This is a genomic window from Streptomyces sp. NPDC046821 (assembly GCF_040645335.1).
GTDB lineage: Bacteria > Actinomycetota > Actinomycetes > Streptomycetales > Streptomycetaceae > Streptomyces.
This window is the reverse complement of record NZ_JBEYYB010000009.1, coordinates 134,736-154,954: the sequence shown is the minus strand read 5'-3', so window position 1 is coordinate 154,954 and position 20,219 is coordinate 134,736. Positions and strand designations below refer to the sequence as shown.

At 70.4% G+C, this 20,219-nt stretch carries 34 protein-coding genes; 1 reads left to right on the top strand and 33 read right to left on the bottom strand.

The window, feature by feature from the left end; genetic code table 11:
* Positions 1-2: 2 nt before the first annotated feature.
* The 29 genes from ABZ893_RS19790 to ABZ893_RS19650 form a co-directional block, all read right to left on the bottom strand.
* Positions 3-392 (bottom strand): hypothetical protein, encoded by a 390-nt coding sequence (locus ABZ893_RS19790; RefSeq protein WP_361405081.1) that lies wholly within the window; start codon positions 390-392, stop codon positions 3-5.
* 29 nt (positions 393-421) lie between these two features.
* Positions 422-760, bottom strand: coding sequence for a hypothetical protein (locus tag ABZ893_RS19785; RefSeq protein WP_361405078.1), 339 nt, complete (start codon positions 758-760; stop codon positions 422-424).
* Between the two features lie 77 nt (positions 761-837).
* A complete protein-coding gene (locus ABZ893_RS19780; RefSeq protein WP_361405075.1) occupies positions 838-1,398 on the bottom strand; it encodes a phage tail protein in 561 nt (186 codons plus the stop codon).
* Between the two features lie 82 nt (positions 1,399-1,480).
* On the bottom strand, positions 1,481-1,870 hold the full coding sequence (locus tag ABZ893_RS19775; protein ID WP_361405072.1) for a hypothetical protein: 390 nt from the start codon (positions 1,868-1,870) through the stop codon (positions 1,481-1,483).
* A 17-nt stretch (positions 1,871-1,887) separates the two neighbouring features.
* Positions 1,888-2,070: a hypothetical protein gene (locus tag ABZ893_RS19770; protein WP_361405069.1), complete on the bottom strand. Its 183-nt coding sequence runs from the start codon at positions 2,068-2,070 to the stop codon at positions 1,888-1,890.
* Positions 2,070-2,447 carry a hypothetical protein gene (locus tag ABZ893_RS19765; RefSeq protein WP_361405066.1) on the bottom strand — a complete coding sequence of 126 codons (378 nt, stop codon included), beginning with the start codon at positions 2,445-2,447 and terminating at the stop codon, positions 2,070-2,072. The genes ABZ893_RS19770 and ABZ893_RS19765 overlap by 1 nt, the downstream gene beginning before the upstream one ends.
* On the bottom strand, positions 2,447-2,785 hold the full coding sequence (locus ABZ893_RS19760) for a hypothetical protein (RefSeq protein ID WP_361405063.1): 339 nt from the start codon (positions 2,783-2,785) through the stop codon (positions 2,447-2,449). Before ABZ893_RS19760 ends, ABZ893_RS19765 begins: the two co-directional genes overlap by 1 nt.
* Positions 2,785-3,393, bottom strand: coding sequence for a hypothetical protein (locus ABZ893_RS19755; protein ID WP_361405060.1), 609 nt, complete (start codon positions 3,391-3,393; stop codon positions 2,785-2,787). Before ABZ893_RS19755 ends, ABZ893_RS19760 begins: the two co-directional genes overlap by 1 nt.
* 14 nt (positions 3,394-3,407) lie before the next feature.
* On the bottom strand, positions 3,408-3,623 hold the full coding sequence (locus ABZ893_RS19750) for a hypothetical protein (RefSeq protein WP_361405057.1): 216 nt from the start codon (positions 3,621-3,623) through the stop codon (positions 3,408-3,410).
* A 1-nt stretch (position 3,624) separates the two neighbouring features.
* The gene (locus ABZ893_RS19745; RefSeq protein ID WP_361405054.1) at positions 3,625-4,005 is read right to left on the bottom strand and encodes a hypothetical protein; all 381 of its coding nucleotides are present in this window, start codon (positions 4,003-4,005) and stop codon (positions 3,625-3,627) included.
* Positions 4,006-4,017: 12 nt separating this feature from the next.
* Positions 4,018-4,962: a phage major capsid protein gene (locus ABZ893_RS19740; protein WP_361405051.1), complete on the bottom strand. Its 945-nt coding sequence runs from the start codon at positions 4,960-4,962 to the stop codon at positions 4,018-4,020.
* Positions 4,963-5,021: 59 nt separating this feature from the next.
* Complete coding sequence (locus tag ABZ893_RS19735) at positions 5,022-5,540, bottom strand: hypothetical protein (RefSeq protein ID WP_361405048.1); 519 nt, start codon at positions 5,538-5,540, stop codon at positions 5,022-5,024.
* A gap of 55 nt (positions 5,541-5,595) precedes the next feature.
* The gene (locus ABZ893_RS19730; protein ID WP_361405045.1) at positions 5,596-6,582 is read right to left on the bottom strand and encodes a hypothetical protein; all 987 of its coding nucleotides are present in this window, start codon (positions 6,580-6,582) and stop codon (positions 5,596-5,598) included.
* Entirely contained in the window at positions 6,566-7,987 is a 1,422-nt protein-coding gene (locus ABZ893_RS19725) for a phage portal protein (RefSeq protein ID WP_361405042.1), read from the bottom strand. The genes ABZ893_RS19730 and ABZ893_RS19725 overlap by 17 nt, the downstream gene beginning before the upstream one ends.
* 15 nt (positions 7,988-8,002) lie before the next feature.
* On the bottom strand, positions 8,003-9,742 hold the full coding sequence (locus ABZ893_RS19720) for a terminase TerL endonuclease subunit (protein ID WP_361405039.1): 1,740 nt from the start codon (positions 9,740-9,742) through the stop codon (positions 8,003-8,005).
* The gene (locus ABZ893_RS19715; RefSeq protein ID WP_361405036.1) at positions 9,714-10,304 is read right to left on the bottom strand and encodes a phage terminase small subunit P27 family; all 591 of its coding nucleotides are present in this window, start codon (positions 10,302-10,304) and stop codon (positions 9,714-9,716) included. The genes ABZ893_RS19720 and ABZ893_RS19715 overlap by 29 nt, the downstream gene beginning before the upstream one ends.
* A gap of 989 nt (positions 10,305-11,293) precedes the next feature.
* Positions 11,294-11,623, bottom strand: coding sequence for a hypothetical protein (locus tag ABZ893_RS19710; protein WP_361405033.1), 330 nt, complete (start codon positions 11,621-11,623; stop codon positions 11,294-11,296).
* Between the two features lie 12 nt (positions 11,624-11,635).
* A complete protein-coding gene (locus ABZ893_RS19705; RefSeq protein WP_361405031.1) occupies positions 11,636-11,887 on the bottom strand; it encodes a MerR family transcriptional regulator in 252 nt (83 codons plus the stop codon).
* 167 nt (positions 11,888-12,054) lie between these two features.
* Entirely contained in the window at positions 12,055-12,810 is a 756-nt protein-coding gene (locus tag ABZ893_RS19700; RefSeq protein ID WP_361405028.1) for a DNA methyltransferase, read from the bottom strand.
* Between the two features lie 168 nt (positions 12,811-12,978).
* The gene (locus ABZ893_RS19695) at positions 12,979-13,128 is read right to left on the bottom strand and encodes a hypothetical protein (protein ID WP_361405025.1); all 150 of its coding nucleotides are present in this window, start codon (positions 13,126-13,128) and stop codon (positions 12,979-12,981) included.
* 79 nt (positions 13,129-13,207) lie between these two features.
* The gene (locus ABZ893_RS19690; RefSeq protein WP_361405022.1) at positions 13,208-13,996 is read right to left on the bottom strand and encodes a hypothetical protein; all 789 of its coding nucleotides are present in this window, start codon (positions 13,994-13,996) and stop codon (positions 13,208-13,210) included.
* Positions 13,993-14,598: a hypothetical protein gene (locus ABZ893_RS19685; RefSeq protein WP_361405019.1), complete on the bottom strand. Its 606-nt coding sequence runs from the start codon at positions 14,596-14,598 to the stop codon at positions 13,993-13,995. Before ABZ893_RS19685 ends, ABZ893_RS19690 begins: the two co-directional genes overlap by 4 nt.
* Positions 14,595-15,173: a hypothetical protein gene (locus tag ABZ893_RS19680; RefSeq protein WP_361405016.1), complete on the bottom strand. Its 579-nt coding sequence runs from the start codon at positions 15,171-15,173 to the stop codon at positions 14,595-14,597. The genes ABZ893_RS19685 and ABZ893_RS19680 overlap by 4 nt, the downstream gene beginning before the upstream one ends.
* Positions 15,170-15,457 carry a hypothetical protein gene (locus ABZ893_RS19675; protein WP_361405013.1) on the bottom strand — a complete coding sequence of 96 codons (288 nt, stop codon included), beginning with the start codon at positions 15,455-15,457 and terminating at the stop codon, positions 15,170-15,172. The genes ABZ893_RS19680 and ABZ893_RS19675 overlap by 4 nt, the downstream gene beginning before the upstream one ends.
* 16 nt (positions 15,458-15,473) lie before the next feature.
* Complete coding sequence (locus tag ABZ893_RS19670) at positions 15,474-15,674, bottom strand: hypothetical protein (RefSeq protein ID WP_361405010.1); 201 nt, start codon at positions 15,672-15,674, stop codon at positions 15,474-15,476.
* Positions 15,671-17,044 carry a hypothetical protein gene (locus tag ABZ893_RS19665; protein WP_361405007.1) on the bottom strand — a complete coding sequence of 458 codons (1,374 nt, stop codon included), beginning with the start codon at positions 17,042-17,044 and terminating at the stop codon, positions 15,671-15,673. The genes ABZ893_RS19670 and ABZ893_RS19665 overlap by 4 nt, the downstream gene beginning before the upstream one ends.
* A 52-nt stretch (positions 17,045-17,096) precedes the next feature.
* On the bottom strand, positions 17,097-17,255 hold the full coding sequence (locus tag ABZ893_RS19660) for a hypothetical protein (RefSeq protein WP_361405004.1): 159 nt from the start codon (positions 17,253-17,255) through the stop codon (positions 17,097-17,099).
* Entirely contained in the window at positions 17,255-17,572 is a 318-nt protein-coding gene (locus ABZ893_RS19655) for a hypothetical protein (RefSeq protein ID WP_361405002.1), read from the bottom strand. Before ABZ893_RS19655 ends, ABZ893_RS19660 begins: the two co-directional genes overlap by 1 nt.
* Positions 17,569-17,958 carry a hypothetical protein gene (locus tag ABZ893_RS19650; RefSeq protein ID WP_361404999.1) on the bottom strand — a complete coding sequence of 130 codons (390 nt, stop codon included), beginning with the start codon at positions 17,956-17,958 and terminating at the stop codon, positions 17,569-17,571. Before ABZ893_RS19650 ends, ABZ893_RS19655 begins: the two co-directional genes overlap by 4 nt.
* Positions 17,959-18,139: 181 nt before the next feature.
* On the opposite strand from ABZ893_RS19650, the gene ABZ893_RS19645 reads away from it, so the two are divergent.
* Positions 18,140-18,544 carry a helix-turn-helix domain-containing protein gene (locus ABZ893_RS19645; RefSeq protein ID WP_361404996.1) on the top strand — a complete coding sequence of 135 codons (405 nt, stop codon included), beginning with the start codon at positions 18,140-18,142 and terminating at the stop codon, positions 18,542-18,544.
* Between the two features lie 88 nt (positions 18,545-18,632).
* Here the strand turns inward: ABZ893_RS19645 and ABZ893_RS19640 are convergent, their stop codons facing one another.
* From ABZ893_RS19640 to ABZ893_RS19625, 4 genes are read right to left on the bottom strand one after another with little or no spacing between them, the layout of a single operon-like run.
* Entirely contained in the window at positions 18,633-19,337 is a 705-nt protein-coding gene (locus ABZ893_RS19640; protein ID WP_361404994.1) for a hypothetical protein, read from the bottom strand.
* A 27-nt stretch (positions 19,338-19,364) separates the two neighbouring features.
* Positions 19,365-19,724, bottom strand: coding sequence for a hypothetical protein (locus ABZ893_RS19635; protein ID WP_361404991.1), 360 nt, complete (start codon positions 19,722-19,724; stop codon positions 19,365-19,367).
* Complete coding sequence (locus ABZ893_RS19630; RefSeq protein WP_361404988.1) at positions 19,724-19,942, bottom strand: hypothetical protein; 219 nt, start codon at positions 19,940-19,942, stop codon at positions 19,724-19,726. Before ABZ893_RS19630 ends, ABZ893_RS19635 begins: the two co-directional genes overlap by 1 nt.
* 47 nt (positions 19,943-19,989) lie before the next feature.
* On the bottom strand, positions 19,990-20,181 hold the full coding sequence (locus ABZ893_RS19625) for a hypothetical protein (RefSeq protein WP_361404985.1): 192 nt from the start codon (positions 20,179-20,181) through the stop codon (positions 19,990-19,992).
* Positions 20,182-20,219: the final 38 nt, after the last annotated feature.

The following is a 20,219-nucleotide window of genomic DNA, read 5'->3' as shown; positions in this document are numbered from 1 at the left end:
CGTCACTGGGTTGCGGCGCGGCCTCCGAAGACCCCCGCCAACTGGGCTGCGCCGGAGCCGTGGCGGCCTCCGAAGCGGATGACATTGCTCTTCTGCTTGCGCGCCTCGACGCCGGGCCGTTCGATCGGGTCCGGCGGCTTGAGCTGGCGCGTCTTCTTCGGGTCGCCGTGCAGCTTGACCATGGCGAACGTGTTCTCGCGCGTCGCCTCGACGACCTGCGCCAACAGGTGCCGGTCGAGGGTCCATTGGTCCTCGACCGCAGTGGAGCCGCGTACCGAGCGCGCGGTCGCGCTATCCGTGGGCAGGTACCGCAGGAAGACGCGCAGCTCACGCCACGACATCTCCCCGCGGTACAGCTCCAGCAGGGACCGGCCCGGCCAGTAGCGGGCCATGTCCCACTCGACGGCCTCCCCGTGCTCCGTCAGGAAACGGTGGAGGCCTCGGATTCCCCCGGCTCCAGGCCGCTGCGCTTCTGCCACTCCTCGGCGATCAGCTCGATGTCGCCGAACTGGTAGCCGGCCGCGTACATCTCCTTGATCTTCGCCTCGCCGAGGATCTCCTTCAGGACACCCGCGGAGTCGTTCAAGTCGCCGACCCGTTCCTGGAGTTCGAAGCTGAGGGCCTTGATCGGCGGCAGCGTGAACTCGACGCCCCACATCTCATACGTCGTGGGGTCCGGCAGGGCGTCGCGGCGCTGCTTGGCGAGCGCGTCAAGGGAGACGACTTCGCGTCCCGCGGTGGCCTTCTTGCTGGTGCTCATGTGGTTCTCCTCGCAGGTGGGGCGGGTTGAACCCGGTAGGCGCGACCCGCGTGGCACGCCTACCGGGAGTCAGAGGGTCAGGCCGCGGCCCAGGCCGGGTCGTTGGACAGCCACGTCGCGATCTCGGGCGCGGACGAGGCGTAGGCGGACACGGTCATCTCCAGGGCGACCGCCTCGGAGCGGGCCAGGGTGATGCCGCCGCGCTCGGTGACCTCGCCGCGCGGGATGACAAGCCGGTTCTTGATCGTGCCGTCGATCCACTCGAGGCCGAACGCGAACTCCTGCGGGCCGGGCGCGGACGGGATGTCCAGACGCTGAACGGCGCCGGACACCGTGGTGATGGTCGAGCCCGGGAAATACGCGGTGATCGTCCTGCTCTTGAGCTCGATCGCGGTGAAGCCGAGCGTCATGTCGACCGAGGTGAGGATGCGGCGCACGGGCGACAGGGACTGCCAGGCGCTGATGTCCTCGGTGTCCGTCGAGTATTCGAGGGACACGCCGTCGTCGGACATGTAGCCCAGGTCGAGCCAGGCCGCGTCCCACGGGGTGTCGAGATCCACCGGGGCGGTGGTGCCCTTGGGGGCCATGAAGATGGAGCCGGTCAGTGCGACCCGCACATTGTTGGCGTCGTTCGCCACGGGATGCCTCCAGGCAGAGCGAGGACCCGTGCGGCCAGGACGCCGACGGGTGAATGGGTATGAGGGGCGCGGGTTGGGCGAGCTATGCGGGGCGGACGACCATGCTCATCACGAGGACGTACCGCGGAATCGGGTCCGTCTCAGCGGACGGCTCGTAGGGCAGCCACACCACGCTGGTCTCCTCGACGCCGTAGATCCGGGCGCCGGGCTGCGCGGTGCCGGCAGCGGCAATCAGGTGTGCGGAGACGTCCGCGGCCAGCTGCCGCGCCTGGGCCTTGGTCGCGGCCAGGACGTCGATGTCGACGGTCCGGTCGACTGTCACGGCGCGCTGGCGCGACCCTCCGCCGCCGAGCGAGACCGCGACGACCGGCAGGTGTTGCGCCACACTGGCCGGCCACTCCGTGGCGACCACGGTTCCTGTGGGCAGGACGGACCGGAGGTAGGTGACGGTGACGAGCTCGACGTCCGGCATCGGCACCGCCTGGAAAGTCATCGCCGCTTGCGGGCCGTCTCGGTCGCCTCCACGGGCTCCGCGGCGGCGACCTGCGGCTCGTCGACGACGCGCGCGACCCGTCCGTCGCGACGCAGCTCGCGCAGTTCGACGTCGGTGACGTCGAGCTCCGAGCCGGGCTTGTGGCCGCGGTACCAGTGGGCCAGTTCGATGCGGGACATCAGGCGCTCCTCAGTGCGTCCAGGGCACGCCCGAGCGTGCGCGTCTTCGGGGACCAGCCCGCCTGCGGGCGGTCCCGGGTGGTGGCCGGGCGGCCCGAACCGAACTCGACCTGCGCCCACCAGGCCGCCGTCGCCCCGAACTCGGCACGCCAGCCGTTAGGCCGCATACTCGCGGCGGAGTAGATGCTGGCCGCGTACTCGCCGTGGCGCTGGACCCCGGGGTCGTAGGTGGGGCCGCTGTATTTCGGGGCGATAGCCCGGCCCACGTCGGCGCCCCGGTCGGCCCGTTCCTTCAAGATGTCGCGCATCCCGGGTGAGCGCGCGAGCTCCCTGAACATGTTCGGGTTGGGGACGAATCGGAAGGTGCTGGAGGGCATCAGTCGACCTCCTGCAGGTCCGCCTCGATGTGGTGGACTCCGCCGCCCGGTGCGGGCCAGCGGGCGACCTTGCCGGTCACCTGCAGCGTCATGCCGTCGAACTCGACCCGGTCGGTCTCCCGCAGGTCGAGGTCCATCCGGCGGGGCGTGTACAGGCGCCAGCCGGTGACCGTGAGCTGCTTGTCGTCGGTGTCCTCGGACGAGCCACCGGCGGGTTGGACGTTGACGCCACCCACCGGTGTGCGGGTCGCCCCGCTGCCCCAGTCGGCCTTCGTGTTGCCGTACTCGTCCTCGATGACGCCTGGCCGGACGATGACGATCGCCTGCAGGTACAGCATCACAGGCTCCGTACCCGGACCGAGCCGGCCGTGCGCCGGTACCGGTTCAGGACCCGCTGTTCTGTCTTGGACAGGAGCACGCCGAGCGCCTCACCAGTCGTCGGGATCAGGTAAGTGACGGACTCGCCGCCCACCGTCTCCGACCGCACCTGCGACGGGTTGACCAGGACCCGGTTGACGGCCTGCATCACGATCGCCGCGATGTCGCCCGGGACCGGGTCCCAGCCATGCGTGTACGTCACCGTGACCTGCGGAGGCTGGTGCGCGGCCGGTGGGCGCGCCCACGCCCAGGCCCGCAGCAGCAGCTCGGTGCCGTCCAGCCACCAGTCCGCCGTGGCAAGGCCGTTCACCTCGACCGCGGTGACCGACTCGATGGGGCGCTGCGGGAGCGTCACCGCGCCCGCACACCCGTACCGCAGCGTGTCGACGCGCCGCATCGTGAACGTGTCCGTCGTCGTCGCCTTCGTGATGTCGAGTCCGACGTAGGCGCGCACGATGCTCGACGCCTGATCCAGGAGGGCCTGGGCTTGCAGCTCCTGCTGCGGGGTGAAAACCCTGCCCAGGAGGGTGGCGAGGTCGGCCACCGAAGCCAGCGAAGGCAGTGGCATGGTGGCCTCCCCGTCTACTCGTCGCCGCTCTCGGCGGCCTTCAGGACTCCGGACACCGTGTAGGCGTCGTCGTCCACGGGGTCGACGCGGTCGCCGCGGTAGCCGGCATCCCAGCCGCCGCGCTCGTGGACCTCGTCCGCGATGGCCACCACGGTCTCGTCCTGCGGCGCCTCCTCGGCGTCCGCCGGCTTGTCCTCGACGGCGGGCGTTGCGGCCTTGCGTGCAGCCATGTCAGCCCCTCGCCCTCTGCGTGACCGCCGTGTAGTTGTTCGTCAGCCGGTCCGGAGCCGAGGCCCCAGCTCCTGCGCCGATGCTGTACGTCTCCGACTCGCTGTCGGTCTCCGGTGACCAGCCGCCGAAGCCGTAGGCCTGCGGCTGTGCGCGGCCCAGCGTCACCGACGGGGTGCCGGCGGCGGTGGCGGCCGCGGAGAGAACGGCTGCAGTCTCGGAGGTGACCGACGCGATCGTGGCCGCGGCGGGGATGCCGGTGCCGGTGATCGTGCGTCCGGCGTCCTCCTCGTGGAAGGTGCCGGCGGCCGCGGTGATGGCCGTGCTCGCGTTGGTTGTGGTGACCGTGACCGTGCGCGCTTCGTTGCTGCGCCCTGCGACCATGACTCAGCCCCCTTACGGCAGGTCGAGGCGGGCCACCGGGTAGCGGCTGGCCTCGGTCGGCTGGTCGTTGGTGATGGTGTTCGCAACCTGCCAGCCCACGCGGAACGTGAGGCGGATCGCCGTCATGTCCTGCTGGGCGAGGTTGTAGATGATCGCGCCGGTGTTGTCCTGGATGACGGCCTGGTCGAGGATCTTCATCGAGATGTCCGAGCGGACACCGACGACGAACTGCGACCAGTCCCCCATGAACAGCTGAGGCGAGCCCGCGGCAGTCGGGAACAGGCCGCGCATCGGGTACACGACCGGCATACCGTCGATCATGGTGAGCGCGCCGTTGACGCGGGTCTCGTCGAGCTTCTTGCCCTGCGAGTCACGGGACTTGCGGAGCTTGGACTTGACCGAGGTGGCGCCAACGAAACCGTCGACCTCGAAGCCGTCGGCCTCGACCTTCTCGTAGCCGTTGTCGATGTCACCGAAGAACCCGCCGGCCGTGGCCGCCGAGTTCGCGGTCACCGCGTTGCCGGCCGCAGTCGCAGCGGCGCCGACGTTCGTCGGCCACGACGCCGGGGCGTTCGTACCGAAGAACACCGCGGCGTCGAGCGCGCGCCCGAACGCCTCGGTGATCAGAGGCATGGCCTCGTCCCACACGTTGGCGTCCACGTCGGCCAGGACGTTGTCCGGGACCGGCATGATCGCCGCGATCTCCTCGATGTTGAGGAACTTGTTCGTCCAGTTGACCTCGGTGGTCTGCTTCAGACCCGTGTCACCCGTGACGAAGTACGCCGTGGGCAGCGCGCTGAGGACCGGGAAGCGGACCTGCGCCCGGCCGACCGGCACGCGACGGAACAGGCTGAGGGTCGCCGACTGCTCCGTCGCCTTCCCGAGCATCTCGTTCGAGACTTCCTCGGGGATGAGGGCCGACGCGTCGGTGCGCGAAGTGATGTTGTTGTACGGCACGGCTCAGTGCCTCCAATGCATGGTGAGACCCGGCCGGAACGAGCCGCGCCGGAGAGGGGTCAGCCCAGGCCCGCCTTCTGGCGGATAAGGGCGTTCATGTCGGTCGGGGCGGACGCGGACTGCCGCACGCCGCCGTCGTAGCTGGGGGTGTTCCGCTGCTGCTGCGCGCCCAGGGCCTCAAGGAGGCTGTCGGCGTCGGCCTCGAGGTCTTCCTTGCTGGAGCCCTGAAGGCGGGCCGCCCATTCGGCGGGCAGCTTCTTCGCTGCGGCGACCTCGTAGCGCAGGAGCTTCGCCGTCGCGTCTGCGGCCGACGTCTCGGCGGACGTCGCGCGCTCGGTGAGCTTGTCGAGGTCGCTCTTCTGCGCGTCCTCGTACTCCTTGAGCTTCTTGGCCATGTCCTCGGCCTGCTTCTGCGAAGCCCTGGCGGTCTTCTCAGCGGCAGTACGGGCCTTGCGCTCGGCGGCCAGGGCCTTCTGTCCCCCGTCTCCGAGCCCGGTGACGTCGTCGAGCTGGCCGGAGTCCGTCGCGGAATCCGTCGTGTCGGTGGCGTCGGTGGTGGTGCCGTTGTCGTCAGCCATCGCGGCCGACTCCTTCCATGCGCCCCGCCCTCGCGGCAGGGAAACTCAAGATCGGCTAGACGATGTAGCCGTAGCGGCGCAGCAGCCGCAGCTGCTCAGCCCGGTCATCAGCGATGCGGAAGATCTCCTCCGGCATCAGGCGCGGAGTCGTAGCCCGGCCGTACCTCTGGCCCGGGTGCTTCGCGAACTCGCCACCGGCACGCCGCAGTCGCTGCCCATACAGGCCCCGCTTCGTCGTGCCCTCGGACGTCACCTGCAGGTCCCGGCCGAAGGCGTGCGCCGCCGACATGCCGCGCCTCGCGTTCACGACCTGCCCCACGTCAGCGCCGTCCTGGATCGCCCGCGCGCCCGCCACCGTGAAAGTGCGGCGCTGCTCGCGTTCCGACATGCCGTCGAACAGCTGCTGCGGCGTCGCGACACCGGGCCACTCGTGCTCGCGGAGCGGGAGGGTCTGGCAGTCGCAGTTCGGATGCCGCAGGAAGCCTTCGGAGTACGGGTAGATCTGGCCGGACAGGACGATGCAGCGCGAGCAGGCCGGCAGCTGCACAACCCGCACGTAGGCCACGCAGTTGCGGTTCGCGGCCATGCCGACCTGGTCGGCCGAGCGCGCCGTGTCCGCAAGCGCGGTGGACGCGTAGCGGGCCATGTCCGCCAGCCCGCCCAGCATCGCCTCATCGGGCGTCAGGCCGGCCGCCAGGCGCTGCCGTACACCGATCGCAGGGAGGAACAGCAGCGTCTCCAGGGGCCCGCCGTCCGGGGCGATCCCGGCGAACGCGCCCGCGACGAGCGTCGCCTCAGCGAGTGCGCTGCCGCCCTGGGCGGCCATCTGCGCGGCGATGTACGCCTGTGCCGCGTCGGCGACCGTGAACTGTCCCTCGGCGACCGCAGCGAGCATCGCCGCACCGGCCGGGCCTGCCAGGTCGTCCTCGATCGACGCGGCGGACAGGCCCTGCCAGAGCTGCTGAATCCGGTCAACGATCACGCGGATCGTGGCCGACACCTGCCGGTACCGGGTCTGACCGAGCTCAGCCGGAGTTGCCATCCGCCGCTCCCGCCGTCACTGCCGGGTCCGGCTTCGGACCGAACAAGGCGGCCACGTCGCCGCCGAGCACGCGCGCGGCCTGCTGGTCGGCCTGCTCACGCCACTGCACGATCTCGGTCTGCGAGGCGCCCCAGCGCTCCCACAGGGCCTCGCGCGGGACGCCGAGCGTGCTCATCTTCATGAGCGCGTCCACGAGCTCGCCCTCGGTGCGGAACTCCGGGTTGTGCCACATGACTTCGAGGGCCGACAGGTCACGGGTGTCGCCCGCGGCCCGCAGGTACAGGCGCACGAACTCCTCGATGGCCTCGCCGAACGGGCGCCGCCTCTGCAGCACCTTCGACACGAGGCCCGACTCGGCGGCCTTCAGCGCGTCACCGGAAATGTTGACCATGACGCCGAGCAGGTACTGGCTCGGGGTGCGGGTACGCGCGGCGAGGTCGCGCACGTCGGCCTCGATCGCCTTCAGGTACGGGCCGAGGTCCGTCGCCGAGAACTCGCCGATCTGGACGCCTTCGTCCTCGATCACCCACAGGCGGTCGACCGCGGCCTTGAACGGCTCGATCGGCTGGCCGTGCTCGTCCGTCGGCACCTCGTAGCCGGTCATCCACCGCTGCCGGAACGCCGAGAATTCCTGCGCCATCAGCCGGTCGATCAGCGTCTTGTTGATGCGGTCCTGGATGTCGAGGACGTCCTCGACCTCAGACATGCAGCCGCCCAGCAGGTCCGGCCGGTTCTGTATCTCGACCAGCGGGACCACGCCCAGCGGGTTCGGGGCCGGCCACGCCTCCCCCGGCACCTCACGCGGCGCCCACTGCGGCTCCTTGCGCATCCCCTGCTGAGGCTTCGGCGCCGTGTACTTGAACAGCCCGCCCGGCAGGTACACCGTCGCCATCAGGTCGCCGGTCCAGTCGTCCGTCCACACCTTCAGGCCCGCGGCTCGTTCCCGGCGGCTGCCCGGCACGTAGGCGACGATCGCCTGGGTGCAGTCCTCGGCCGTGACGATCGGCGTCGACGCATCGTTCGGGTTCGGAGCGACGAGCACGAAGCTACGGCCGACCTTGACCGCCTCCGTGATGAGCAAGTCAGCGTCGGCGTCGAGGTTGTTGGCCTGCCAGATCCGCCAGGCCTCCTCGTCACCGACCGGGCTGTCGCCGATGCGCATCCCGTCGACCTGAATGCGCTCCGCCGTCGCGTCGACCACCAGGCCGACATAGTTCGAGCGGGCCTGCTTGAGCAGCCGCCGGAACGCGTCCCGGGCCTTGTCCGCAACGAGAGCCAGCGGGTGATCGCCGCTGTAGTAACAGCGCATCCGCTCGGCGTACTTACAGCGCTCCTCGAGCTCCGTCCACAGCCGCTCAAGCCACCACAACGGCTCACCCACAGCAGGCTTCTTGGCGAGGGCCACGAGCACCCCCTCGCATCAGAATCCGACCGCCACGCGGCTCTTCGCCTTCGGGCGCCGCAGGTATCCGTCCAGGCCCATCACCGTCGCCGCGACCCCGTCGATCCGGGCCTGCGACTTCTTCCGGTCCGGCTTCGTGGGCCGGTAGTTGTCGTTGCCGTCCGCGATCGTCTCCACGCAGCCGGCCATCCACCGCAGCACCGGATTCCCGCCGTGCAGGAACGCCTTCTCCAGCAGGAGTCGGTCCATCTCCTTGCAGGCCGGCGACAGGCCAAGGAACGTCTGACTGATCGGCGTCACCTTCACGCCGCGCTTCGTCTCGCGGTCCACGTTCTGCACCAGCTGCCCGGCGAACATCCGGTCGTAGCCCAGCCACTGAACGTCGAAGAACTTGCAGTCCTTCATGACCTGCTTCTCGATCGTGTCGTAGTCGATCGCGTCGCCCTCGGTGAGGCTGAGGAAGCCCTCCCGGGCCCACTGCGCGAGCGGGACCTGAAGGTGCCGTTGCAGGTCCTCCAGGCGCTCAGACGGGAGCCAGAACCGGGAGACAAGCTCCAGCTCCACGCCCGGCTGCTTCGATTCCACCGCCAACACGAACGCGGACAGGTCGCTGACCGCGGAGAGGTCCAGGCCGCCCCACGCCCGCCGGCCCTTCAGCGCCGACTCGTCGACCATCCCGGCGACCTGGTCCCACGCCCGGACGTCGATCCAGCGCGTCGAGGCCTTCTCACGGATGTTCAGCGACAGCCGCAGGAACGTGGGGTAGTAACTCGGCGTGGCCTGCGCCTTGTTCGCCTCGCGCCGCAGATAGGCCAGCGTCGGCGACGTGCCCAAGCCAGGGTTCGCCCGGCGCCAAGTCTTCTCGTCGAACGGGTCATCGGTCTCGTCCGCCGCCCAGATCACGCCGTAGTGGGCAGGGTCCTGGACGATGTTCTCGGCGACCTTGCGCGTGTAGGTGTGCTTCTCGTCGTAGATCGATCCCTCTTGCGCGTCATCCGCCGTCGTGATGAAGACGATCAGCGGCTGATCACGCGCGCCGGTACCCGTCTCGATCGCGTCGATCAGGTCGCGCGACTTGTGGACATGGACCTCGTCGACGACCGCCCCGGACACGTTCAGGCCGTGCGCCGTCTCCGCGATCCTCGACAGCGCCCGGAAGACGCCGCCCGTGCGCGGTACGCGGATCACCGAGGTGAGGACCTCGGCGCGGCCCTTCACCGCCTTGGACGTCTGCGCCATGCGCTTGGCGTCATCGAACACGCGCTTCGCCTGCTCCAGGGAGCCGGCCGCCGCGTACACCTCGGCGCCCGTCTCGCGGTCCGCGAGGAGCAGCGCCAGGCCGATGCCGGACGACAAGGTGGACTTGCCGTTCTTGCGGGGCACCTCGATCCACACCGCGCGCACCACGCGCACGTCCCGCTCGAGCTCCGGGTCATGCCACAGCCAGCCGAACACCGGGGCGATCACCCACACGAACTGCCAGGGCGCCAGCTTCAGCGGCGTGCCACCCCAGCGGCCCTTCGTGTGCTTGAACGACTCGATCGCTGCCTTCGCCCGCCGGGCCGCCGCCACGTCGAACCAGGCGCCGTCCTGCTCCGGCATCTGGAACGCCGACACCAGCGGCCGCGACAGCAGCGCATCGGCGATCTCCTCGTCGGAGAAGCCGAGTTCGTGAAGCGCCGCCCTCGGAACCGGGAGTCCGTCCTCGCGGTCGGCCGCCGACAGCTGCTCAGTCGAAAGGGTCGTCTTCGTCGCCATCGTCGCCGCCCTCCGGCGGCGTCAACCGGCCCCGCGCGCTGGGCGACAGCCCAAGCTCTCCGATGTACGCCTTCAACTGCGTCCGGTACTGCGACGCGATCGTGGTCAACGGGTTCCGGCACGGGCCCCGCTGCCCCATCGTCACCAGGCCCTCGATGGACAGCTGCCGCTCGCACCACTCCAGCCGGGCCACGCACACGCAGTAGTCCACCGCCGTCGAGCGGTCGACCGCCGACAGGCCCGCCATCTGCTGGAGCACCGGCACGACGCGCTGCCATTCGCGGCCGGCCACGTCGTTCCCGAACACGGCGGCCTCACCGGCGAGCTTGAGCCGCTGCCAGTGCGCGACCTCGGCCCGGTACTCCTTGAGCTCCTCGTCGTCCGCGCCGCGCGGGGCGCGCGGCTTGGCCGGGAGGCGGATCTTGGGGAAGAAGGCCGACCAGTCTGGCTCGACGAGCTCGGCCGGCGGGAGCTTCACGCCCTCGCGCACCGGCCGCTTGCCGGGGTTGCCCTCGCGGACGACCTGGAGCGGGGGCTTCGGCTTGCGCCCGGGGACCGCCACGCAAGATCACCCCCCCATGATCAAAAGGCTGTGATCCGCGGCGCCACGAATTTCCCTCCCCGGCGGTCCCCCGCGGGCGCGCGCGGGGGTGCGCCCCCACCCCCGCGCCGGCGAGGCTCCCAAATCGGAGATCGAATTCGAGGATTTGGGCCCAAGTGATCGTTTGGATTTTTCCTTTTCGATCTTCAATTTGTGATCGTTTTGAGTGATCAATTAGCTTGATCAATGATCTTTACGCTCGTGATCGCGTTCACCGATCGCCCTTGATCACCTTGCGGGCTCGCGATAGATGATCTTCGAGCCTCGGGCGTATTGGATCTTGCCATGGCGGGGCTTGATCACCTCTGCTGCTCGGCGTTCCATCCACCTGGCTGGTGTCGAGCTGTCTCGCCGCTGTGGCATGGCTTGCACAGGCCTCGTCCGTACTGTGGATCGTTGGCGTCCAGGCCTTGAGCCTCTAGCTGTTGGCGTGAGCGTGGCCAGTGGTCTGCCTCTGTGCTTGGCGCCTGCCTGCACATGACGCATACGGGATATGCGTCGAGTACGCCTTGCCTGAACCTGTGCTCGTGCCTTGTGCCATAGCCCCGTTGGCGTGCTGTGCCTCGTGCTCTGTTGTCTCTGCCGTGTTCCGGGCATGGCTTGGATTGGTCACAACCTGGCTTACTGCAAGGCGGCTTGAGCCTGTTGGGCACATTGATCACCTTGCCTGCATTAGCCTGCCTGGTCCGATATCAGGGGGGTATGACGTGGCCAGTGGATGCCGTGACTGTAGGACGTGCACGAAAAGCCTGTTGGGCCGATGGGGCTTGAAGTCCCTCTACTTGATCACCTGTGCCTGGCTTATCAAGCCCGTCTTCATGCGCAACTGCCCTCAGTGCAAGCACATGATGGGCAGGCATCAGCGCCGGCGGGACGGCTCGTTCCAGGACTGACTCGCTCGGGCCTCGTGTACGCGCGCATGTCCGTGCGCACGTGCGTGATGCGCGCGTTCAGACCCCGAGGGCGAGGAGCTTGAGTTCGGCGTTGTCGACGTCGACCTGGAGCAGCGCGCCGTAGGCGTCGGTGGGGAACGGGCCGATGTAGCGGCTCGTGGACTGGGGGATGCTGACGGTCTTCGGGGTGACGCTCTGTCCGTCGGTCATTCCGGGGAGCCGGAGGGTGACGGTGCGCGCGACGGTCGTTCCGGCGTTCCGGACGAGGAGGACGACGCGGCCGTTGTTGTTGACCTGGTGGTTGTTCGTGGCGTCGCCGTTGACCTCGGTGGGGGCCGCTACGCCCGCGCGCGTGATCTGAGTGACGGGGATGGCTACGCGAGGCATGGGCGAAGCTCCTTAGGCTGCGCGGCGTGTGGCGGCGGCGTTGCGTCGGGCGGTGCGTTCGGCTTCGGCGATCTGCGCTTGGCTGTAGATGCGCCGGCCGTGTTCGTCCTGGCGGGGGTCGCGGAGGTGTCCGCGTCGTTCCCAGCTGTAGATGGTCTGCCGGTCGCGGCCGGTGAAGGCGGCGGCTTGGCGGACGGTGAACCAGATGGTTCCGTCGGCGGCTTCGCGGCCGAGGGCGTCTTCGCGGTCTCCGTTGCGGGGCACGCGCGTTCACCCCCTGACATGCAGAAACCCCCGCGCTGTGGCGGGGGTTGGTGTGGCGTGTGGGCGCACTGGTGGCGCTGATCCCAGAGTATGCATCGGTGATCGCTCGCGTGTCCAGCGCCCGGCGGCCCGGCGCCGCGTCGACCAGCAGCCCTGCCATCTGCGGGTCAGCCGAAGAGGGCTTCGGACTCTGCTTCAACTGCGGCTTCGGCGAGCCGCGAGCGGGCGACCTCGGCGTACTGGGCGGACTGCTCGACGCCCACGAAGTTGCGCCCCTCGCGCACTGCCGCGACTCCGGTTGTTCCGGATCCGGTGAAGGGGTCGAGGATGGTCCCGCCGTGCGGGACGATGCGGGCGAGCTGGCACATGACGTCGAGGGGCTTCTGTGTGATGTGCTTCCGGTCGGTCCCTCGTGGTTGGCTGCCGCTGAAGTGCCCGGGGAGGTAGACGGGGGCGTTGCCTGGGGTCATGGCGCCGCGACTGCCCCAGACGATGAATTCGCAGTCCTGCTTCAAGCGGCCTGGTTGAGGGCGTGCCGCAGGCTTGTGCCAGACGGCGATGCCGCGCCATGTGAAGCCGGCGGCTTGCAGAGCGTCCGTGGTCGTGGGGAGTTGGCGCCAGTCGGTGAAGACGAGGGCAGCGCCGCCAGGTCTGGTCAGGCGGTGGCACTGGGCGAGGATCTGGGAGAGCCATGCCAGATAGGAGCGCTGGTCGCGATTCTCACCGGTGAAGTCGCCGAGGTCGAAGCCGTGTTCTCGGCCTCCGCTCGTCATGTACTTCTGCCGTGCGGTGCGGGTGGTCCGTTCGGTCATCGTGCGGCCGCCGCTGTTGTACGGGGGATCGCAGATGACTGCGTCGATGGGGTTGCTCAGGGTTGGGAGCGTGGTTAGGGCGTCGCCAGTGTGCAGTGTCCAGGCGGGCATCGTGAGCCTTTCGCTGGGTCGCCTGCGCCGTGTTCGCGAGCGAGTCGTTAGCGGTACCTGGTGAGGAGCGATCAATACTCTCTCGAACAAATGTGCGTTGCGAGTCACGACACGCGGCGGCCCCGCCGCGACGGGGGATGCGCGGCGGGGCCTTGTGTTGAGCGTAGGTCAGTTGCGGCCCTTCGGCTTCGGCGTGCCCGGGACGGGCTTGTCCTTCACCGGGTAGTAACCGCCGCGGCTGGCGCTGTACTCGGTGGCGTGTTCGTCACCCTCGACGCGCTTCGGGTCGCGGGTGGGCATGTCTCGGCGCAGTGCCATGATGGCGCTCCTGTCTCGTGATCGGGATGGGTGAACCGGGGCGGCCGGGATGCCTGGCAGCGATCGGCCGCCCCGGGGCTTAGTGGCCGACGGTTCCGCGTCGGCGGTGGGTGTCGGCGAGGTCGTAGACGGTCAGCCCGCTTTCGGTGCGCACCACACGCAACCCCTTCTCGGGCTCCGCTCCGTCGCTGTCGTCGTCGTTGTCGTCGGCGCGCTGGCCTGCACCGACGACACCCGGATAGGGGTCGGTCTCGGGAGGGGGCGGGACCTCGTCCCAGCGGAGCCCGGCGGTCGATGAGCGGCCTTGCATCCGGACGTCCTTCACGGGCCACCCCATCGCGGCCGCCGTCGCACGCACCTCGTCGGTGGTCGTGTGCAGGTACTCGGCGATGGGCTTGAGGTGTGCGTGCGGGGTGCCGATGTCGCGCACTGTGGCGACGAGCGCGGTCGGGGAGACAGCCGGAGTTCCGGCCGAAGCGGTGGGCTCCTGTTCGGCTGGCGGTTCCGGCTCGGCGGGCGGCGTCTTGGGCTCCCAGTCGGGGCGCCCGTAGCGGTACGCGCCGATGATCCAGGCGACGGCCGCGCCCCACATCAGCCAGGGCAGCCGGCGGTCAGCGATCGTGTGGGCAAGGCCGGTCGCGACCGTCGTGGCGATCTTCCGGAGGATCCAGGCGGCGGCGAGGAGGACGGCGAGGCGCAGGAGCCAGGCGACACCGGACGCCTCTGCGAGCCACGACCAACAGCGGTGCCAGATGCGGCGACCCTGGCCGAGAGCGCGGCCTGAGAGGTGGGTTGCGAGGCGCGCGGACCCGGTGGACAGGCGCTGGGCCGCGCGCCGGATCCACTGCGTCGTCGTGGGCGCCTTCATACGAGCGTCCCGTTGGCGACTGCGTCCAGGATCATCCGGGACAGCCCGTTCGTGCCGTTGACGACCGACTCGGCGACCCAGGCCGCGGTGCCGGTGGTGATGCACAGCAGGCTCGAAGTGAACGCGCCCTTCCACCATTTGCCGCGCACGGCCTTGGGAATCACCTTGCGCAGCAGGAACAGCGCGATGAACAGGGCGGTGACGAGGACCGCGCCGAAGCCGTCGAGCTGCGGGGCGCCGCCCTGTCCGAGGGCGGCGCCCTTCTGCCCGGTGAGCCAGTCCATGGCGAGTCCGCCGAGGCCGTTTCCGGCCCAGCGGAACGCTTCGGAGATCGTGCCGAGCAGGCCGGCGGGGCAGGCGACCATGAGGATGCCGCAGGTCAGTCCGAACCAGAACGGGACCATGGCTTTCGGGTCGAGGCTCTTGCCGGCCGGGGCGGGCATCCCTTTGCCCTTGCCTGCGGCTGGGGCGGCGCCTGCGCTGCCTCGGTACCAGCGCCAGTGCTCGGCGCCGAACAGGGCGAGCCCGAGGGCGAATCCGGCGGTGGTGACACCGACGGCGGTGAACTGGTCGACTCCTGCGGCCAGGATGACGGTGCTCATGCGCGGACTCCGGTGGCGATGTAGACGAGTGTGGTGATGGGCAGGGCGAGCGCGGTACCGAGGACGGCGGCCCACAGGGCGAGGCGCGCGGCGGCGGCGCGCAACTTGGGCAGCCAGAGGTCGGGGTGGGCGCCGGCGGCTTCGGCTCGCTTGGCGTTGTCGACGAACGCGATGACGGTGAGCGGGACGAGCGCGACGACCCACGCGCCGGCGAGGGATTCCTCCTCGCGGATGGCGGTCAGGAGCGCGGCCCAAGGGCCGGCGAGGGCGAGCGACAGTCCGGCGAGCGCGAGGTTGTAGCCGATGCGGATCCGCTGCCACCAGCGCGGGCCGGGCTCCGGCTCAGGTACGGCGAGCGCTCCGCCGTGGTCGATGGTGACGGTGACGTGCACGTCCACGGGGACGGGCGGCGGTGGTCCGGAGGGTCCGGGTCCGCTGCGCCACCAGTCCGGGGGGCCGACCGGTGGCGCCGGCGGAGCCGGGGGCGCGGGCGGCGGGGAGACGGGGGCGGGCATCGGCTGTCCGGCCGGGATGACGCGGGTCGGGGTGATCGGGCGGCGTGGCGGCGTGGTCATCGGGCCACCCCCGCGCAGGTGAGGGCGAGGCAGGCGGTTGCGGCCCACGCGGTGGCGATCCAGACGCGGCCCTCGTCGAAGGCGTGCAGTCCGGCGACGGCCGCGACGGCGGCGACCGCCAGGCCGAGCGGCGGGAACAGGACCATCGTGGCGGCCAAGGTGGCGGGCAGCCACAGGGCGATGCCGAGCCCGGCGAGGGAGGCGAGGAGCCAGCCGCGTTCGCGTAGCAGCCACGCGGTGGCGATACCGGGCAGGAGCCCGGCGAGGCAGATGGCGAGCAGCATGAGGGCGGCTTTCCGATCAGGGAGTGAGGGCTTGGGCGAGCTGGTGCGCGGAGGCGAGCAGGAAGCTGCCTCCGGCGATCACGACGGCGAGCGCGCGGGCGACAGGCAGCAGCCAGTGCGAGTTGCGGTCGCCGAGCGTGGCAAGGGCGGCGCCGGCGGCGAGGCCGACGATCGCCATGCAGACGAGGGCGAGGACGAATCCGGCGGCGGACGTCACGGCTGCATCTGGCCCTTCGAGTCGAGGAGTGCGCGCATCCGTTGCGCGCGGGGCTGGCCGATACGGAGGCCGGTCTGAAGGGTGCGCAGTCCGGCGGGGCGGCCGTAGCGGGCGCGGTGGTCGTCGTCGATTCGGCGGGCGTCGGGCAGCAGCGCAAGGTCTGCAACCGTGTCGGGCTCGTCTGCATCCGCATCTGGGTTGGGCGCATCCGAAGCGTCTTCGCAGGGCTCGTCAGGGTCGGGGTCGTCCCACGGGACGTCGACCTTGAACAGCTTCTGACCTGCGGCGGATACGCGTCCGAGTGCGGGCGGTTGCGCGGATGCGGCGAGGCGGAGCGCCATACCAACCTGTGTGTCGGAGACGACGACGCCGTGCTCGCCGAGGATGGCGCGCAATTCGTCGTTGTCGGCGTGCGGGTGCGCACTCGCGACGGTGACGACGGCGTCGACGGGCTTCATGTTGCGGAGCTCGCGGTAGGCGACGACGGGTGCGGGCTGGGGCGGGCCGGCGGGCTCGCGCATCTCCCACGGGGAGGGCAGGTCGAGCGTGGGGAGCGCACCCGAGTGCAGTCGGGTTGCGAGGGAGGCGAGGAGCGCACGGCGCTGCTCGGGGTTCGCACCGACCTGGGCGCGGCCGACGGCGCGGTCGAGGCGCCGCTGGAGTCGGCGCGTGTACCAGTCCCATCCGTCTTGGCGGTGGGCGAGTGCGGCGGCGAGGTCGACGGCGCGGGCGGTCCACCGGTCGCGGGTGATCTGTTCCGCGGTACGGTTCCGGGCCGCGATGCCGATGCGGGACAGGAGGCGTTCGCGGAGTTCGCGGCCGATGAGGGCGGCGAGGCCGGTGGAGAGGGCGTCGGGCTTGATGACGCGGATCTCCAGGCCCATGGCGAGGTGCCAGAGGAGGCCGGCGAGGACGGGGCCGATCGCGGCGCGGACGGTGCCGCCGACGAGTCCGGACTGGGCGTAGCAGGGGATGACTTGGACGCCGGTGATGATCCACATGAGGATTCCGGCGACGCCTGGCGTTCCTGCTTCGGTCTCTGTGGCGGTGGCGGCCTTGTTGGCTCGGGCCATGAGGCCGCACGCGAGGAGTGCGATCTCTGCGGCGGCGAACATGGAGCCGCGCTCGGCTGTGCCGTGCATGTCGAGCCAGTCGCGGGCGAAGCCCCAGCTGGTGTCTGCGGAGTAGGCGGTGCAGACGGCGGCGGCGAGCGCGGCGACGAGGACGGCCGGGGGCGGGAGTTGGATTCGGCTCAGGGCGCGCGCGGCACCCCAGGTGGTGACTGCGGTGAGGCCGAGGGCGGCCGCGGTGAAGAGTGCGGCCGGCCAGGGGTTGGCGACCGCCCACTGGGTGAGCTGGTCAGGGGTCACGTCGTGCTCCTCCGGAGCATGGGGCCGGGCTCTGGGGCTCGGCTGGGTGTGGTCAGGAGCTGGTGGTGGGCTGGCCGTCTTGTGCGGCGGCGTAGACGGCGCCGCGCTGGGTGTCGGCTTCGCCGGCCTGGTCGCGCTGCGCGTAGTCGGCTGCGCAGGCGGCGGGGGTGGCGGGCTCGTCGAGGATCCGGTTGCCGGTGGGCTCGCTCATCACAGGCTCTTCGCGGCGTCGCGGAGGCGGAGGGCGTACTCGCCGCGGGTGATGGTGTCGAGGTCGGGCATCGCGACCAGTGCGCGGTCGATGCTGTCGCGGCGGACGACGTCGGGGAGCTTGGCGAGGATCGCGTCGGAGGCGATCGTGAGGGCGTGCTTCCGCGCGAGGGGCGTGAGGGGCTCGGCGGCGTCCATCTCGAGGAGTCGGGCCGTGACGATGAGCGTCTGGGCGGCGTAGCTCGGCTCGGTGAGGAGGCGCTCCAGGGCTTCGTCGATCGGGGTGGGCCGGGGCTGCTTGGGCCTGGCCTCGCTCATGCGATCGACTCGCGGCACGCAAGGGCTCGCATGACGGGCAGGTCGCGGCCGCCGCACTCCTCGTCCCAGTCCGTGACGACCTGGACGTCGCCGATGGAGGGCACGTGGACGGTGAGCGTGATCTCGGTGGCGGACCACGTGCTCTCGCCGTCGTGGGTGGAACGCTGCACGGGGCGGGTGGTCAGGGTGCCGCCGGCGCGGATGTAGATGGCGTTCAGCTCGTGCTGCGTCCATACGGTGAGGCGGGTGAGGCTGTCGCCGAGGGACTCGTTGGGCTTCAATCCGTTGCGGAAGCCGAGGGCGCGGGCCACGAGCGCGGCGCGGTCGAACGTTTCGCTGGCGGGCGGGGCTTCGGCGCGGGGCTTCTGGTCGGTACCGTTGGTCACGGACCTGCTCCTTCGTCGTGGTTGTGGGTGGGTCTGCCCCCGGCCCATATGGCGTTCCAGCGCCGGGTCGGGGGCTTTGTCGTGCAGTGCCAGACTGGCAGGACCTCTTTACAACGTCAAGAGGTTCGGGAAGGATGTTGCCGTGCCCAAGAGCCCTGACGCAGAGGGGAGCCCGCGCTTGATGACCACCAGCGAGATCGCGGCGGAGCACGGGGTCAGCCGACAGACGGTGCACTCGTACCGAAGGCGCGGCGGCTTCCCGAAACCTGTCGAGGGAGAAGGCAGCACGCGGCCCCGGTTCCGGGCTGACGAGGTAGCCGCGTTCTTCGCGGCGAACCCTCCGAGCCCGGGCAAGCGCACAGACTTGCCCCCACGAACCGGAGGAGTACCTGAGAACGTCATCGAGCTGCGCCCCTCCGGCGACTCCGAAGCGGACCTCACCAAGGGCGAGCGATTGGCGAACGCGCTGTCCTACCAAACCGGCGTCGCAGCCCAGAAGATCGGCCTGTCGAAGGACGAGGCTGAGCAGGCCGCAGAAGCGGTTGTGCAGGCCGTGCACGAGGTGTCTGCCGACTGGGAGGAGTAGCGCTGGATGAGCTCGAGGCGTGGCGGCCGTAGCACCACCGCCCAAGGCCCCAATCGCCCATGGCGGTTGGGGCCTTCGTCATGCCGAGCTACGCGACGTTGAGCTGTTCGGCAGTGACGCGGGCGGCCGTGGCGGCCGCGCCGAGGGCGAGGTCGCTCCGGGTGAACAGGCTGTCGCAGGTGCCGCAGTCGACGTACAGCTGGTGGTCGGTCTCGGTGAGGGTGAGGCTGTCGCAGCGGGGGCAGGGCTGCGGGATCGGCCGGCGCTGGGGGCGGAGGCGGGTGATGCCTCGGATGGTGCGCATGAGGCTGTACAGCTCGTCGCGCATCTCTCCGGCCCACGGCTGCCGGCACGCCCAGTCGAGGCGGCGGGGCTCGGCGAGCCACGCGGCGAGCGTCTCGGCCGTGACGGTGTCGGGCCCGTTCCAGCGGCGCTCCTCGCAGATGATCCGGACCCACTGGCCGAGGGTGCCGACGATGGGGATGGGCCCGTGCTGGTCGCCGTAGGGGTCGTGGACGGTGGTCCAGGCTGCGGGGCCGACGAGGTTGAGGACGTCGTCGCGGCCGGGGAGTGGCGGGGTGCGGGTGCCGGTGGGGCCCGGGGTGCCGGTGGTTTCGCGTTGGCGGCTGCCGCCGAGGACGATCATCTGCAGGGGGATTTCGTGGAGCCAGGTGTGGATGGCGGTCGTACAGGGGCTGCAGATGTGTTGGGCGCCGGCGAGTTCATAGTCGCGGAGTTCGCGGTGGCAGGTGCTGGCGGCGCAGGGAGAGATCTGCGAGGCGACGTCGTTCACGGCGGTGCTCCTTGGCGGTGCGGTGGGTCAGTGGTCGTAGCGGGTGGTCCAGTAGGCGCGGTCTTGGGCGGCGACCTCGGCGGTGGACTGCTCGTCGTGCAGCGGAATGCCGCTCGGCGCGGGGTAGTTCTGGAGCGCGGTCTCGACGTCGTGGCAGAGGTTGCTGATGGCGTCGCACTGCCCTGCGAGCGGGTGCCCCATCGGCAGCGGGCTTCCGCCGTGATCCGCTTCCAGTTCGGCGACACGCGCCCGGCTCTCGGCGATGACGGCCCGTGCTCGGGTGACGGCAGCCTCGGCCTGCTCGGCACGGAGGTACAGGTCGTCGAGCTGGTCGCTGGTGAGCTCGTTGACGCTGCGGCGGCCGGTCACTTCCGGGGTGCGGCCCATCAGCCGGTGGCCTCGTCGGCCGGTGCCTCGGTGGTCCTGTGCTGCATCAGGCGGTGCTCCCAGTTCGGCTGTTGGCGGCGCCGCTCGGCGAGCCGCTCCAGCGCCGTGGCCTTCACGGCCCATGCGGCGCGGACCCCGGACGGGTGCTGCCAGGGCTGGCTCGGGGCGGGCCGGGACTGGATGAAGTAGCTGACGCCGATGACGCGGGATTCGGGCACGGCGGTCTCCTAGGTGGCGTAGGGCCGGCGGGGGCTGTTCGGCGCGGTCACTGCTCGCTCCGGTCGGTGATGGCGTCGGCGACGGCGAGGATGGCTTGTGCGACGGCGGCGGTCGCGATGGCCTGAGCGCGGGACGCATTGGCGATGGTGATGTCGGTGCTAGTGCGCTGGTTCTGGATCTCGGCGAGGGTGTCGCGGGCGGCGAGGATGCTCGCCTCGGCGTCGGTGCGATGCGTCATGTGCTGCTCCTGGGTTGGGGTGGGGCGGCGGCCGGAAC